Source organism: Streptomyces sp. NPDC002896 (assembly GCF_040295225.1).
In the GTDB taxonomy this organism is placed as follows: Bacteria; Actinomycetota; Actinomycetes; order Streptomycetales; family Streptomycetaceae; genus Streptomyces.
The window spans coordinates 58,157-71,565 of sequence record NZ_JBEOVA010000023.1 but is presented as its reverse complement, the minus strand read 5'-3'; the positions used below and the strand labels follow the sequence as shown (position 1 = coordinate 71,565).

Sequence of the window (13,409 nt, the reverse complement as noted above, 5' to 3'; positions counted from 1 at the left end):
CGGCCCAGCAGTTGCGGACTGCCGGGGTCCGGGCCCGTGCGTCGCACGGAAATCCCACTCAGAACTCAGTTCGGTTGAGCGTGGGCGCAGTGATTGCGAGTTCCCCGGTCACCCCCGCCCGCAAATGCCGCCCAGTTGGAAGTCGATGCAGATAGAAATCGACGCTGTTCACGCCGCAGGAGGTTGTCGAAAGGTGTCCACGATGCCGGTCGGTGGGCTGGTTCCCAGCGCCACCGACAACGCCGCGGACCTCGTGGTCCGCAACGCGAAGATCCACACCGGAGACCCGGGCCGCCCGGGGGCCGAGGCGATCGCCATACGCGACGGTGTCATCACGGTCGTCGGCGACGACAAGGACGTGGCTCCGCATATCGGCCCGGCCACGAAGGTGGTCGACGCGCTCGGCCGCCGGATGGTCCCCGGCCTCAACGACTCTCACCTGCATGTGATTCGGGGCGGGCTCAACTACGTGCTGGAGCTGCGGTGGGACGGCGTCCCCACGCTGCGCCAGGGCCTGGCGATGCTGCGTGAGCAGGCGGCCCGTACCCCGAAGGGCCAGTGGGTGCGGGTGGTGGGCGGATGGTCGGCCGAGCAGTTCGCCGAACGGCGGCTGCCGACCGTCGCCGAGCTGAACGCCGCCGCGCCGGACACCCCGGTGTTCGTCCTGCACCTGTACCAGTCGGCGGTGCTCAACCGCGCGGCGCTCAAGGCCGCCGGGTTTACTCGGGACACCCCCGACCCCAAGGGCGGTCAGATAGTACGGGGTCGGGACGGGGAGCCGACGGGCATGCTGCTGGCCGCCCCGAGCGCCCTGATCCTCTACTCGACCCTGGCCAAGGCCCCGGTTCTGGAGGGTGAGGACAAGAAGACCTCGACCCGTCATTTCCTGCGGGAGTTGAACAGGTTCGGGCTCACGTCGGCGATCGACGCGGCCGGGGGATTCCAGAACTTCCCCGACAACTACAGCACGGTCGTCGAACTGGCCAAGGCCGGTCAGCTGTCGCTGCGCATCGCCTATCATCTCTTCCCGCAGACCGCAGGTCAGGAAATCGACGACCTCGCTCGCTGGATCGAAATGGCCCGCCCCGAGGACGGGGACGAATGGCTGCGCCTGAACGGAGCGGGGGAGAACCTCACCTGGGCGGCGGCCGATTTCGAGAACTTCACCCAGCCGCGCCCGGAACTCGGCGATTATGAGGCGGAATTCGAGAAGGCCGTGCGACTCCTCATGGAGAACGGCTGGGGATTCCGGCTGCACGCCACGTATGACGAGACCATTCGCCGGGACCTCGCGGTCTTCGAGAAGCTCGCTGCGGAAGGACTTTTCCCGGCCGGGAACCGGTGGCTGTTCGACCATGCGGAGACCGTCTCCGCGGACAGCCTCGACCGTATCGCCGCCCTCGGCGGCGCCATGTCCGTGCAGAACCGCTTGTCCTTCCAGGGCGAGGCGTTCGTACGCCGCTACGGCCCCGGCGCGGCCGCGGACGCCCCGCCGATCCGGGCCATGCTGGAGCGCGGACTGACCGTCGGCGCCGGCACCGACGCCACCCGCGTCTCCACCTACAACCCGTGGATCGCCCTGCACTGGCTCGTCAGCGGCCGCACCGTCGGCGACCTGGTCGTCCGCCCGCCGCACAACCGAGTCGACCGGCCAACCGCGCTCGCGATGTTCACCGAGTCGGGTGCCGCGCTGACCGGCGAGGAGGGCGTCAAGGGCGTTCTGCGCCCGGGCTGTTACGGCGATCTGGCGGTTCTGTCCGAGGACTACTTCACGGTGCCCGAGCCGGACATCGCTCACATCGAATCCCTGCTGACGGTCGTCGGCGGCCGGATCGTCTATGCCGCCGCCGAGTACGAGGGCCTCGACGAGGAACTGCCGCCGGTCAGCCCCGCGTGGAGCCCGGTCGCGCACTTCGGCGGCTACCAGGCCACGCCCCGAACCGGCCTGTCGGGCGCCCGCCAGGCCGAGTTGCTCGGCCAGGCCGTCGCCGAGTCGGAGCAGCACCGGCAGTGGCGCGCCCGACGCGGCCTCGCCCCGGAAACCGAGAGCACGGTCTTCGACCCCTGCTTCTCGCTCTGATCTCCCGGGAGGGGCCCGGCCACGAGCCGCCCCTCCCGGGACACCACCCCCCAACTCGCACCGCCCAATCGGCGGTTGCTCTCAACAGCGGACGCCCGTCCGCGATCACATAACCGATGAAAGGCTCTGTCATGGTCAACATCTCCGACGTCACCGCGGCCCCCAGCCCCGACCTGCTGACCCCCGACAACTGCGCCGTGCTGTTCGTGGACCACCAGCCGCAGATGTTCTTCGGCACCGGCAGCGGCGACCGCACCGCGATCATCAACTCGACCGTGGGCCTGGCGAAGGCCGCCAAGGTCTTCGACGTCCCGGTCGTGCTGAGCACCGTGGCCGCCGAGTCCTTCTCGGGACCGATCATGCCGCAGCTGGCCGATGTCTTCCCCGACCAGAAGATCATCGACCGGACCACGATGAACGCCTGGGAGGACATCGACTTCGTCGAGGCCGTCAAGGCGACCGGCCGCAAGAAGCTCGTCATCGCCGGCCTGTGGACCGAGGTCTGCGTCGTCCTGCCCACGCTGTCCGCCATCGCCCAGGGCTACGAGGTCTACGTGGTCACCGACGCGTCCGGCGGTGTCAGCCCGCAGGCGCACGAGCACGCCGTCCAGCGCATGGTCCAGGGCGGCGCGATTCCGGTGACCTGGGTGCAGGTGCTGCTCGAGCTCCAGCGCGACTGGGCGCGTACGGAGACGTATGTCCCCGTCACGGAGGTGGTGAAGGAGCACGGCGGCGCCTATGGCCTCGGGCTCGTCTACGCACAGGCGGTCATCGGCGGCCACGCGGCCGGCTGACCTCTTCAAACGGTCATCAACGGAACGTCAGGAACAGGCAGGAACGCAATGGACACCGGACTGTTGGTCCTCCGGCTGGTGGCGGGTCTCCTCATCGCCGGGCACGGAGTGCAGAAGGTCAGTTTCCGGCTGGGCGGCAACGGTTTGGCAGGCGGTACCGAGGAGTTCCGGCATGACGGCTTCCGCGGCGGCCGGCTCACCGCGCTCGCCGCGGGCGGCAGTCAGATCGGTGCCGGCCTGTTCCTGGCGGCCGGACTGCTCACTCCCATGGCGGCGATGGCCGCCATGGGAGTGATGACGGTCGCCGGCACCGTCAAATGGCACAACGGGCTCTGGGTCCAGAACGACGGCTACGAGTACCCGATGGTCCTCGTCATCGCCTCCGCGGTGCTGGCGCTCACCGGCCCCGGCCGTTGGTCGGCCGACCACGTCATCGGGCTGACCCCCTGGCCGCTGTGGGTCTGCCTCGCGGCCATCGTCATCGGCCCGGCCAGCGGACTGCTCACCCGTGCGGTGCTGCGACGTCCGCCCGCTCCAGGCAGGAGAACTCCGCATGTACAAGCTGCTGACTGACGCGGCCCGCACGTTGGCCCCGCCGAGGGGGGACCGGCACGGTCCGCTGCCGCCGCTGATGCTGACGCTGACCGTGGTGACCGGACTGGTCGACGCCGTGAGCTATCTGTCGCTCGGGCACGTCTTCGTCGCCAACATGACGGGCAACGTCGTCTTCCTCGGCTTCGCTCTGGCGGGCGCCGAGGGCCTGTCCGCGCTCGCCTCCGTCATATCGATGGCCGCGTTCCTCGCCGGCGCGCTGGCGGGAGGCCGGTTCGGCACCCGGTTCGCGGCACACCGCGGGCGGCTGCTGACCATCGCAACGGCGCTCGAGGCGGTGCTGGTCGCCGCGGCCGTCATCACGACCGCGGCCTCGCACGGCGAGGTGACCACCACGGTCCGGTATGCCCTGATCGTGCTCCTCGGCCTCGCCATGGGGCTGCAGAACGCGGTCGCCCGCCGCCTCGGCGTCCCGGATCTGACGACGACAGTGCTGACCCTGACCCTGACGGGACTGGCCGCGGACTCCACCCCGGCCGGCGGGGCGGCACCCCGACCCGGACGGCGAATCCTGTCCGTGCTGGCCATGTTCCTCGGAGCCCTCGCCGGCGCCGCGCTCCTGCTGCACACCGAACTCGCCCTCACCCTGGGCCTGGCGCTGGTGCTCCTGGCGGTGACGTCCGTGGCCACCTATCGCCTCTCGGCCTCGGACGCTGTCTGGATCAGGCCCACGGCGTGAACACCCGGCGGCCGGTCACCCGACCTGCCGCCGCTCCCTGCCCGCGGTACTGCGCCACTGCGCCGGAGACACCCCGTAGGCCTTGCGGAAGGCGTGGCTGAAGTGGGAGGCGCTGATGAATCCCCATCGGGCGGCCACCGCGGCGATGGCCCGACCGGCCGCCTCCGGACGGGCCAGTTCGGCCCTGCACGCGTCGAGCCGCCGTTCGCGCACCCAGCGGCCGACCGTGGTGCCCTGCTCCTGGAAGAGCTTGTGCAGGTAGCGCAGGGAGATGCCGTGCTCGTCGGCGAGCATCTGGGGCGAGAGCCCGGGCTCGCCGAGGCGGGTCTCGATGGAGGCCTTGATCCGGTCCAGCATCGTTGCCGGCCCTGTCCCGGCACAGGGCGGCCCATCAGCGGCCAACTGGTTTTCGGCCAAGGTGGCGAGGAGGTCGGCGGCGGTGCGGGCGAGTCTCTCGCGCACGAGCGGCGAGGCCGAGCCGATCTCCTGGACCACTCCGGACAGAAGCGGGAGAAGCAGAGCGGCCAGACCGTCGGGCGCGTCGCCGATGGCCGTCGCGGTGACCCGGCGTATCTCCGCGTCGCTCAGCCTCAGCATCGGGCGGGGAACCATCAGGACACGGGCCCGGTGGCGCTCCGGCAGGACAAGACTGAACGGCCGGCTCGCGTCGTAGAAGGCCAGGACTCCCGGATGCACCTGCGTGGAGCGGCCGTCCTGGCACAGGAGGGCCCGTCCCTCCAGCTGCAGGCGGGCGAAGATGTATGCGTGGCCGTCCGCCGCCGCGCCCTGCGGGGTCCGAACGAGCTTCACGGGGTCGGACTCCTCGGTCGCGACCTGTAGCGATCCCAGCCGGTCCGCCCTGAGGGAGCCCGTCCAGGACCCTGGGTCTTCTCGGACGACCAGCTCGAGATCGACGTAGGTCCTCGACAGGACCTGCTTCCAGGACAGCATGTCGTCCGAGGGCCCGGCTGTGTCCGTATCCGTGCCCGTTTCCGTGTCCGTGCCCGTTTCCGTGTCCGTGGACAGGACCGTGTGCGGCGTGCCCACCATCAGCAGCTCACTGCCTGGCACCGGTCCTCCTCGATGGAGCGCCAGGCGCGTTCGAATCGCAGCCACTCGGTCGGGGACATTCCGTGCTCCCGGCGAAAGGCTCGCCCGAAATGGGCAGTGCCGGTGAATCCCCAGCGACGGGCGACGCTTCCTACGCTCCCGCCCTGCGCGTCGAAGGCCGCCAACTCCCTGCGGCACTCGTCCAGTCGGAGCTCGAGGATCCAACGGCCGACCGTTGTGCCCTCCTGTTCGAACAGCCGGTGCAGATACCGCACCGAGATGCCATGCGCCCGTGCAATGACCCCCGGGGTGAGGCCCGGTTCTGCCAAGTGCCAGCGAATGAACCTCTGGACGCGCAGCAGCAGGACCCGGTCGGCGCCGGGCAGGCTCGTCTGCTCCACGCCGAGTTGCTCCGCCACGGTGGCGGCCAGCAGGTCCACGGCGCTGCCGGCCAGCCGCTCGGCGACCGGCCCGGAGTAGGACTCGGACGTGTCCGCCAGGCGCGACATGAACGGTGACAGCACGGCTGCAAGCCCGGTCACCGGCCGCAGGGGGCGCGCCGTTATCCGGCTCAGGACCGCCTCCGGCTGGCCGAGGAGGCCTCGCGGCACGGCGAAGATCTTCAACTGGAACTGCTGCGAAAAGCGCGAGCGAAAGGGGCGAACGGTCTCGAAGAACGCGACATCGCCCGGCCCCAGCTCCGCGTACCGGTCGTCCTGCTCGATCTGGGCGACGCCCCTGCTCATGACGGCGACGAACACCTGCTTGCCGTCGCCGCGGGCGATGAAGCGCGGGGCCCGGTAGGCCTCTCCCGGATCGCAGTCGACCGTGGTGATCTGAAGGTCGCCGAGGTGGTCCGTACGCATCGTGGCGTCGTACGTGCCGCCCTCCGCGGAGATGTCCATCCCGACGAGCGTCGCGAGCACGGCGTCATGCCAGAACTCCAGACTCTCGCGAGCAGGCACAGAACTCGTGGTGAGCACCTGACCACGTCGCCTCGCGGTGGAGTCGTGGCCGAGGCCGCCGTCCCCCGTGCGGGAACCAAAGAACGCTGACATGCCGACCAGCGTGCCTTCGATGGATGACCGATGCATCAGTCGGCCGACTGGTCTGCGCACTTCGCCACGGCGGGCCTGACAGCCCGACCTGGCAGCCCGTCAGCTCAGCAGTCCGCGCAGGTAAGCGCCGCCCTGCCGCAAGGCCGCCCGCGTCGGCGGACTGTCGCGCAACGCGGTCAGGGACACGAAGTCATGGACCGTTCCCAGGAAACGGGCCGCGGTCACCTCAACTCCCGCACGCCGCAGTCGACTCGCGTACTCCTCTCCCTCGTCCCGCGTCACATCGGCCTCCGCCGTGATCACCAGCGCCGGCGGCAGCCCCGCAAGCTCCGCCAGACTCGCGCGCAACGGGGACGCGGTCGGCTCGGCCTGCCGCCGGGGATCGTCGCTGTACTGCTGCCAGTACCAGCGCAGGGCCTCCCGGGTGAGGAGATATCCCGTGGCGAACTGCCGCTGGGATGGGCTGTCGCACTGTGCGTCGGTGATCGGGTAGTACAGCAGCTGGGCGCGGATCCTCGGGCCGCCGCGCGACTTCGCCATCATGGTCAGCGCCGTGGCCATGGTGGCGCCGGCGCAGTCCCCGGCGGCCACCAACCGGTCCGGGTCGAGCCCGAGTTCCCCGGCATGCCGGACCGCCCAGGTCATCAGCGCGTAGCACTCCTCGATGGCCACGGGATAGCGGGCCTCGGGAGTGCGGCTGTACTCGGGGACGACGGCGGCCACGCCTGCGCTGAGCACGAGCTCGCTGATGAGCCGGGCGTGGGTCTGCGCGTCTCCCAGCATCCACCGGCCCCCGTGGACGTAGAGCATGGCGGGGAGCGGGCCTGTTACGCGCGGCGGTCTGAAGATCCAGAAGCCCACCAGCCCGGACGGTCCCACGGGTGCCAGCTGGAAGGTGGCGTCCACGTCGAAGTCCTCGATCAGGTGGACCTGGGACTCCCTCAGCGCCTGCCGGCCGTCGACCGGCGGCAGTTCGTGCAGATACGGCGGGGCTGAGGACGCGTCTACGAGCCATTGCACCAGCGGATCGAGAGTCACGGCGGAGGGACACTTCCCGCCTGCGTCCTCCCCGGGGTCCGACTGCATCCGGTACACCTCTCGCTCGCCTCTGGGCTCTGGTTCGTCGCTCAGCGGCCAAGGAGGACGAACGCCGGTGCACCAGCTCGTCGGTCTCTGACACCGGTCTGCTGCCGCGCGTACGTCACCTGTCGTGCAAGAGGATGTCGCGCAGCTGGTGGCGGCTGCTGATGCCGAGCTTGGGATAGACGTTGTACAGGTGCGAGCCCACAGTACGCGGCGAGAGGAAGAGCTGTTCGCCGATCTCCCGGTTCGACAGGCCGTTCGCGGCCAACCGTACGATCTGCTGTTGCTGGGCGGTCAGTTCGGTCAGCGGATCTGCCGAGGTGGGAGCGTGGGCGACCCCGCTGGCGCGCAGCTCGCCGCGAGCTGATGTGGCAAGGTGCTGGGCTCCGATGCGGGTCGCTTCCTCGAGGACGACGGTCAGCTGCTCGCGCGCTTCCAGAGGCCTTCTGCGCCTGCGCAGCCAGATCGCGTAGTGGAGGCGGGCCTGGGCCCGTTCCAGGGGCCACCTGGCTGCCTGCGGATTGACCACGGCGAGCCGGAAGTGGTGCTCGGAATCCGCATCCTCGTCGACGAGGGCCGCCGCATGGTGCATGAGCAGAGTCATCCGGGTCGTCGGCCGGGCGCCCTGGCGTCGTCGGACCTCCAGGAGGATGCGCGCCGCCTCCAGCCGCCGGCCGGTGCGCTGGGCGGCGGCGGCGAGTTCGGCGATGCAGCGGGGGGAGAGGAAGGGGTCGAGGGGGGAGCCGTCGTCCGCGAACAGGGCCCGCAGGTGCCGGAAGGCACTGTCTCCGTCGCCGAGGGCCATCGCCGTCAGACCGCATGCCCGCAGCATCCGTGCATGTGTGGCCCGGTTCTCGTCCAGACTGACGGAGCGCCAGTTCGGGCCGGTGAACTGCACACCCGGTACGCTCTCGCCGCGAAGTGCGCGCAGGGTCGCTCGTAGGGCTTCCAAGTCCATCTCGATGCGAGTCCATCCATGGACGGCGGCGTGGGAGAGGCCCTCCTCGATCAGTGTCTCGGCTTCCGCCCACCGCCCGATGCTCAGGAGTGTGTCCACCTGGGCCGCGAGGGTCCACGCGCGAGGGCCCAGGGCTCCCTGCGAGCGCAGCAGCTCGCCTGCCTGCCGGTACTGCTCTGCGCACAGGTCGGCCTCGTCGGCGTGGTAGGCGACCGAGGCGGTCGTCATCAGCCGGGTCAGCCGGCCCGGGCCGTCGAGGGTGCCGGGAAGCGGGATCGTCAGCCTTCGCAGCGTGCTGTCGGCATGGGCGGCCGGATCGATTCCGGACTTCACGAGGGCCTCCAGGGACGCGAGGACCTCAGGCTCGGCGTGTTCGGGAAAGGACCGGCCGTTCTGCCCGGACCGGGCTTCCTTCGTCTGCGCTGCCCGTACCGCCTGGTCGAGCAGGCGTGGCAGCTGCAGCCGGTGCTCGGGAAGTCCGGACTGGCAGGCGATGATCGTGGCGGCTGCCGCCAGGGCGAAGGCGGTTGTGGCGCTGCCGGGCGGTGTGTGCTGCGACACCCCGAGCAGGAGGTCGAAGGCCTCCCGCTGGAAGGAGAGCAGTGACAGTGCCCCACTCATGACGCAGGCCGCGACGCACATCAGTTCCGGGTCGCGGTTCACTCGGGTCAGCATCGCGTACAGGTCGCGCACCCATCCCGGGTCTCCGACCTGGCTTGCGGCGGTCAGTGCCTTGGCGAGACGGCGGGCCCGGTCGTGGTCGAGGGGACTGAAACGCGCGGCCTGTTCCAGTGCCTTCGCCGCGGCGAAGCAATCTGCGCCCTGCTCAGCCGGGGCGGCACCGTGGGCGCCGGCGGCTTCCTCCAGAGCCGCGGCCACGGACTCGTCCGGACCGATGGCCGCCGCGGACAGATGCCAAGCCTGGTACGCGGGGTGGCGGCCGCGTACGGCGGCCAGATCCCGGTGGGCCTGCTGACGCAGCTTCGCGGGCTGCCTGTGGTAGGCCGATGTGCGCATCAGCGGGTTGTGGAAAGCGAGACGGCCGTCGGCGATGGTGATCAGCCCGGCTTCCTCCGCCGGAACCCACACCTTCAGATCATGGGTACCCAACGCGGCCATGACCGAAGTGAGTTGCTCCTGCTGCCCAGCGGCCGCCGCGTACAGCAGTGCGCGCTGTGTCCCTTCCGGCAGCGCACCCAGTCGTACGGCGAACATCTGCTGGATATGCGAGGTCTGCCGCAGCTCCCCACCCGCCCGTGACCCCCCGGTTCCGCTGCGTGCGGCCCGGCTCAGTTCGATGATCGCCAGCGGATTCCCCTTCGCTTGCTGAAGCAGGTCCAGCCTGGTCCTTCCGGTGGGTGCACCAGGCTGCGCGTCCAGAAGCCGAGCCGCCGCCCGCCGTGACAGCGGTCCGAGACACAGGACGGCAAGATCCGCAGGAACCCAGGCCGGGGGAGCCTCTCCGCGTGCAGTGAACAGCACCGTCACGGCCTGGTCGGTCAGGCGTCGCGACACGAAGAAGAGGACCTCCATGGAGTCGCGGTCGCAGTCCTGGATGTCGTCCACGGTCAGCAGGACCGGGCTTGCCTGCGCGAGGTGACCCAGCAGTGTCAGGACCGCGACGCGCAGGACCATTCCCTCCGGCGGGCCGGCGTCCGGCGCCGGCCCGAAGACGGCGCGCAGCGCCAGCCGCTGGTCTTCCGGCAGCGCATCGAGCTCGCCCACCACCGGGAGGAGGAGCTGGTGCAGGGATGCGAACGACTGCTGCGCCTCCGAGTCGCAGCCCTGCGCCGACAAGACCAAGGCTCGGCGTCCTCTGGCCTTCTCCTCGGCGACCCGGACCAACCGGGTCTTGCCCGTGCCCGCCTCCCCGAGAACGAGCAGGACGTGTGGCGAACCACTGCGCCCGTCGACGGACCGCAGGAGCCGGTCGACCTCCGCCTCACGGCCGATCGGCAATGTGCCACTCAGCCCTGAGCTGTCAGGGCCGTCTCCCTTATCGGCGGCCACTGCGCCCGTCACCTCGAATCCCCCCACCGCACTCCGATCAGCCGATACCGCGGACGAGATCGCCCTCGGCATGCCGATTCGGATGCTGTCAGGGATGCGCAGAGGCACGCTTCTGTCATGTGACCAGTCATGTGTGCTGTCCGCGGAACGAACTCCACGACGGTCCCTGCAGGGGGACTGGCAGGATGCAGTCAGAGCGATGAGCACGTTCGTCGCCTGCATGCCCGCTTTGCCAGGCGGTCGGTTGGAGGAAAAGGGACAGCATGGAGTTCGGCACGGAGCGGGCACCCGAGCTGGAGATCCTGGGCAGGGATCATGAAATGCCCCGGATCGGCCAGTTGGTCGACGCCACGGAGGGAAGCGGCCCGAAGGTGCTCGTGCTGACCGGCGAGCCGGGCGCAGGCAAGAGCACCCTGGTGGACTGGGCCGCCTCGCAGGCGCTGTCCCGCGGTCGACGTGTGCTCCGGGTGCGAGGCTGCGAAGGCGAGATGGACCTTGGTTTCGCTGGGGTGCACCAACTCCTGCGTCCGGTCCTCACCGGTGTCGATCGGCTTCCGTCGCGGCAGCGCGACGCCCTGCGCTGCGCATTCGGCATGGACCAGACCGACGGATCGCAGGCGCCGGACCCGCTGTTGATCAGGGTCGGCGTGCTGACGCTGCTCTCGGACACGGCGACGGAACGCCCATTGCTGATCATCGTCGACGACGCTCAGTGGCTCGACGTCGGCTCGCTGGACGTGCTCGCGTTCGTCGCCCGGCGCCTTGAAGGTGAACCCGCCGCCATGCTGCTCGCCGCCCGCGACGAAGCGGTGCCAGTGCGCTTCGACCGCGACTTCCCGCATCTGACGGCCGGCCCCCTCAACCGAGCCGCGGCCGGGCTCCTGCTGGACGCGCAGCCGCATCCGCCTCGGGGCAGGGTCCGGTCCCAGATCCTCCAGCAGGCCGCCGGGAACCCGCTGGCCCTCATCGAGCTCACGCGAGCCTTCGCCAAGGGTCCGGGCAGCCGCGAGATCGGCTCGAGCGGCTCACTCCCGCTGACCGCCCGGCTGGAGCAGATCTTCGCCGCCGACCTGCCGACCCTGCCGCACACCACAAGGCGGGCCCTGCTCTTGGCGGCGGCCGCCGGCACCGCGCAACTCTCGGACGTTCTCCAGGCCGCCCCGGGCATGGACGGGCCGGAGGTCTGGCTGCCCGCCGAGCAGGCAGGGCTGGTGCGCGTCGAGGGCGGCCACGTGCGTCTGCGCCACCCGCTGGTCCGCTCCGCGATCTACCAGGCCGCCTCGTTCACCGAACGCCGCGAGGCCCACCTGGCGCTCGCCGCCGCGCTCGCACACGAACCCGATCGTCGCGCCTGGCATCTCGCCGCAGCCGCACTCGGCCCGGACGAACAGGTCGCCGACGCCTTGGCGGAGAGCGCAGAACGCTCCCAGCACCGCGGCGGACACGCGGCCGCGGCCGCCGCCCTGGAACGCGCCGCCGAACTCACCCCGGACCCGCAGCAGCGTGCCCGCCGCCTGCTCGCCGCAGCCACGTCGGCCATGTTCGCGGGGCATCCGCAGTGGGTCGGTGAGATCGCGGCCCAGGTCGACGCTCTGACGGACGACCCGCAACTCCTCGCCGAGGCATCCCTCCGCGCCGGGTGGTCACTGGCCGTCACCCTGCGGCACGACGACTCTCTGGCCTTCCTGCTGCCCGTGGCCGAGTCCATGGCCACACCGGCACCCGCTCTCGCGCTGAGCGCTCTGGGAACGGCCGCGACCCCGGCGTACAACTCCGGCGATCCTTCCTACCGGAACGAAATCGAGCGCATCAGCGCCCTCATCCCGCCGCAGCCGGATGAGACCGACCGCGTCTGGACACATGCGGCCGGCCGGCCGTTCACGGACCGGCAGCAGACTCTGAAGAGCCTGACCCACGCAGTGGACGCCATGCCGGACGACGCCCTGTCCGCCCTCGTCCAGCTCGGCGCCTCGGCCTGGATACTGGACGAGACCGACGAGGCCGTACGCCTGCTGGGCCAGGCAATGGACCAGCTGCGACGTGCCGCGACGGCCGGCACCAACTGCACCGTCGCGCAAGCGCTCGCCCTCGCACTGTTCGAGACCGGAGCCTGGACCGCGGCCCAGTCGGCCGCCGAGGACGCCTTTGGCATGGCGACAGAGGCGGGCGCGGACAACGTCACCGTGGGATCGCCGATTCTCCAGGCAACGCTGCGCGCCGCCCGAGGGGACCACGCGGGCGCCCGTGCGCAGGTGGACGACGCCGTCCGCGGACTCGACCTGCGCAAGTCTCGCAGTCTGTATGTGCGTTACCGCCACGCGCTCGGCATGGCAGCCCTCGCGGAGGGCGACCACACGACGGCGTACGAGCAACTCCGCCGCGCCTTCACCCCCGACTCCCACCCCGCACCCGTGCACTACCACGCCTCCCTCTACCACCTCGCCGATCTTGCCGCCGCCGCCGTGCGCGCCGGACAGACGGACGACGCCCGCACCGTGCTCCGCGCCGCCGAGAAGACCCTCGACGAGTCCCGGTCCGCTCGCCTGGACGCGGTCATACATCGCGCCTCGGCCCTGCTCAGCGATCCTGACGACGCGGAGCCACATTTCCGTGCGGCGCTCGGCGACCCGGCCAACGCCCGGTGGCCTTTCGAGTACGCCCTCGCCCACCTGGACTTCGCCGAATGGCTGCGGCGCCGCCGGCGGACCGCCGAGGCGCGTCCCCTGCTCGGCACCGCCCTGGACGTCTTCGAGCGTCTGGACGCACGCCCCTGGATCGAGCGCACCACTGCCGAACTCCGGGCGGCAGGTGTGGCCGTGACTTCCGCAGCGCCAGAAGCCGTGGCCGGCCTGACGCCGCAAGAGCTGCAGATCGCTCAACTGGCCGCAGAAGGCCTGACCAACCGGGATATCGGTGCCCGGCTCTACCTGTCTCCGCGCACGATCGGCTTCCACTTGCACAAGATCTTCCCCAAGCTGGGCATCACCGCCCGCACCCAACTGCGCGACGCTCTCGGCCACATGCCGCGGCCGGACTGACTCCGCGTGCGGGACCTCTGCCGGGCGATGCTGCCGACGGCTTGGCG

General features: G+C 70.5%; 9 protein-coding genes. 5 read left to right on the top strand and 4 right to left on the bottom strand.

Annotation, left to right across the window (positions count from 1 at the left end):
* Positions 1–202 precede the first annotated feature (202 nt).
* The 4 genes from ABT009_RS32950 to ABT009_RS32935 all read left to right on the top strand — a co-directional run bounded on the left by ABT009_RS32950 (position 203) and on the right by ABT009_RS32935 (position 4,165).
* Entirely contained in the window at positions 203–2,080 is a 1,878-nt protein-coding gene (locus ABT009_RS32950; RefSeq protein WP_351303518.1) for an amidohydrolase, read from the top strand.
* Between the two features lie 131 nt (positions 2,081–2,211).
* A complete protein-coding gene (locus tag ABT009_RS32945; RefSeq protein WP_351303515.1) occupies positions 2,212–2,874 on the top strand; it encodes a hydrolase in 663 nt (220 codons plus the stop codon).
* 48 nt (positions 2,875–2,922) lie between these two features.
* Positions 2,923–3,447: a DoxX family protein gene (locus tag ABT009_RS32940; protein ID WP_351303335.1), complete on the top strand. Its 525-nt coding sequence runs from the start codon at positions 2,923–2,925 to the stop codon at positions 3,445–3,447.
* Complete coding sequence (locus ABT009_RS32935) at positions 3,428–4,165, top strand: YoaK family protein (protein ID WP_351303332.1); 738 nt, start codon at positions 3,428–3,430, stop codon at positions 4,163–4,165. The genes ABT009_RS32940 and ABT009_RS32935 overlap by 20 nt, the downstream gene beginning before the upstream one ends.
* Before the next feature lie 15 nt (positions 4,166–4,180).
* Here the strand turns inward: ABT009_RS32935 and ABT009_RS32930 are convergent, their stop codons facing one another.
* From ABT009_RS32930 to ABT009_RS32915, 4 genes are all read right to left on the bottom strand, one after another.
* Entirely contained in the window at positions 4,181–5,236 is a 1,056-nt protein-coding gene (locus ABT009_RS32930; RefSeq protein WP_351303329.1) for a helix-turn-helix domain-containing protein, read from the bottom strand.
* The gene (locus ABT009_RS32925; protein WP_351303326.1) at positions 5,215–6,273 is read right to left on the bottom strand and encodes a helix-turn-helix domain-containing protein; all 1,059 of its coding nucleotides are present in this window, start codon (positions 6,271–6,273) and stop codon (positions 5,215–5,217) included. The genes ABT009_RS32930 and ABT009_RS32925 overlap by 22 nt, the downstream gene beginning before the upstream one ends.
* Positions 6,274–6,372: 99 nt before the next feature.
* Positions 6,373–7,359 carry an alpha/beta hydrolase gene (locus ABT009_RS32920; RefSeq protein ID WP_351303323.1) on the bottom strand — a complete coding sequence of 329 codons (987 nt, stop codon included), beginning with the start codon at positions 7,357–7,359 and terminating at the stop codon, positions 6,373–6,375.
* A gap of 115 nt (positions 7,360–7,474) precedes the next feature.
* Positions 7,475–10,273, bottom strand: coding sequence for a helix-turn-helix transcriptional regulator (locus tag ABT009_RS32915; RefSeq protein WP_351303320.1), 2,799 nt, complete (start codon positions 10,271–10,273; stop codon positions 7,475–7,477).
* 314 nt (positions 10,274–10,587) lie between these two features.
* Here ABT009_RS32915 and ABT009_RS32910 point away from each other — a divergent pair, with 314 nt between their 5' ends.
* Complete coding sequence (locus tag ABT009_RS32910; protein ID WP_351303317.1) at positions 10,588–13,362, top strand: helix-turn-helix transcriptional regulator; 2,775 nt, start codon at positions 10,588–10,590, stop codon at positions 13,360–13,362.
* The last annotated feature ends 47 nt before the right edge of the window (positions 13,363–13,409 follow it).

Bases quoted from the DNA above. Each gene is read 5' to 3' on its own strand.
- ABT009_RS32910 (WP_351303317.1), top strand. From the start codon at position 10,588: ATGGAGTTCGGCACGGAGCGGGCACCCGAGCTGGAGATCCTGGGCAGG.
- ABT009_RS32945 (WP_351303515.1), top strand. From the start codon at position 2,212: ATGGTCAACATCTCCGACGTCACCGCGGCCCCCAGCCCCGACCTGCTG.
- ABT009_RS32950 (WP_351303518.1), top strand. From the start codon at position 203: ATGCCGGTCGGTGGGCTGGTTCCCAGCGCCACCGACAACGCCGCGGAC.
- ABT009_RS32940 (WP_351303335.1), top strand. From the start codon at position 2,923: ATGGACACCGGACTGTTGGTCCTCCGGCTGGTGGCGGGTCTCCTCATC.
- ABT009_RS32935 (WP_351303332.1), top strand. From the start codon at position 3,428: ATGTACAAGCTGCTGACTGACGCGGCCCGCACGTTGGCCCCGCCGAGG.
- ABT009_RS32925 (WP_351303326.1), bottom strand. From the start codon at position 6,273: ATGTCAGCGTTCTTTGGTTCCCGCACGGGGGACGGCGGCCTCGGCCAC.
- ABT009_RS32920 (WP_351303323.1), bottom strand. From the start codon at position 7,359: ATGCAGTCGGACCCCGGGGAGGACGCAGGCGGGAAGTGTCCCTCCGCC.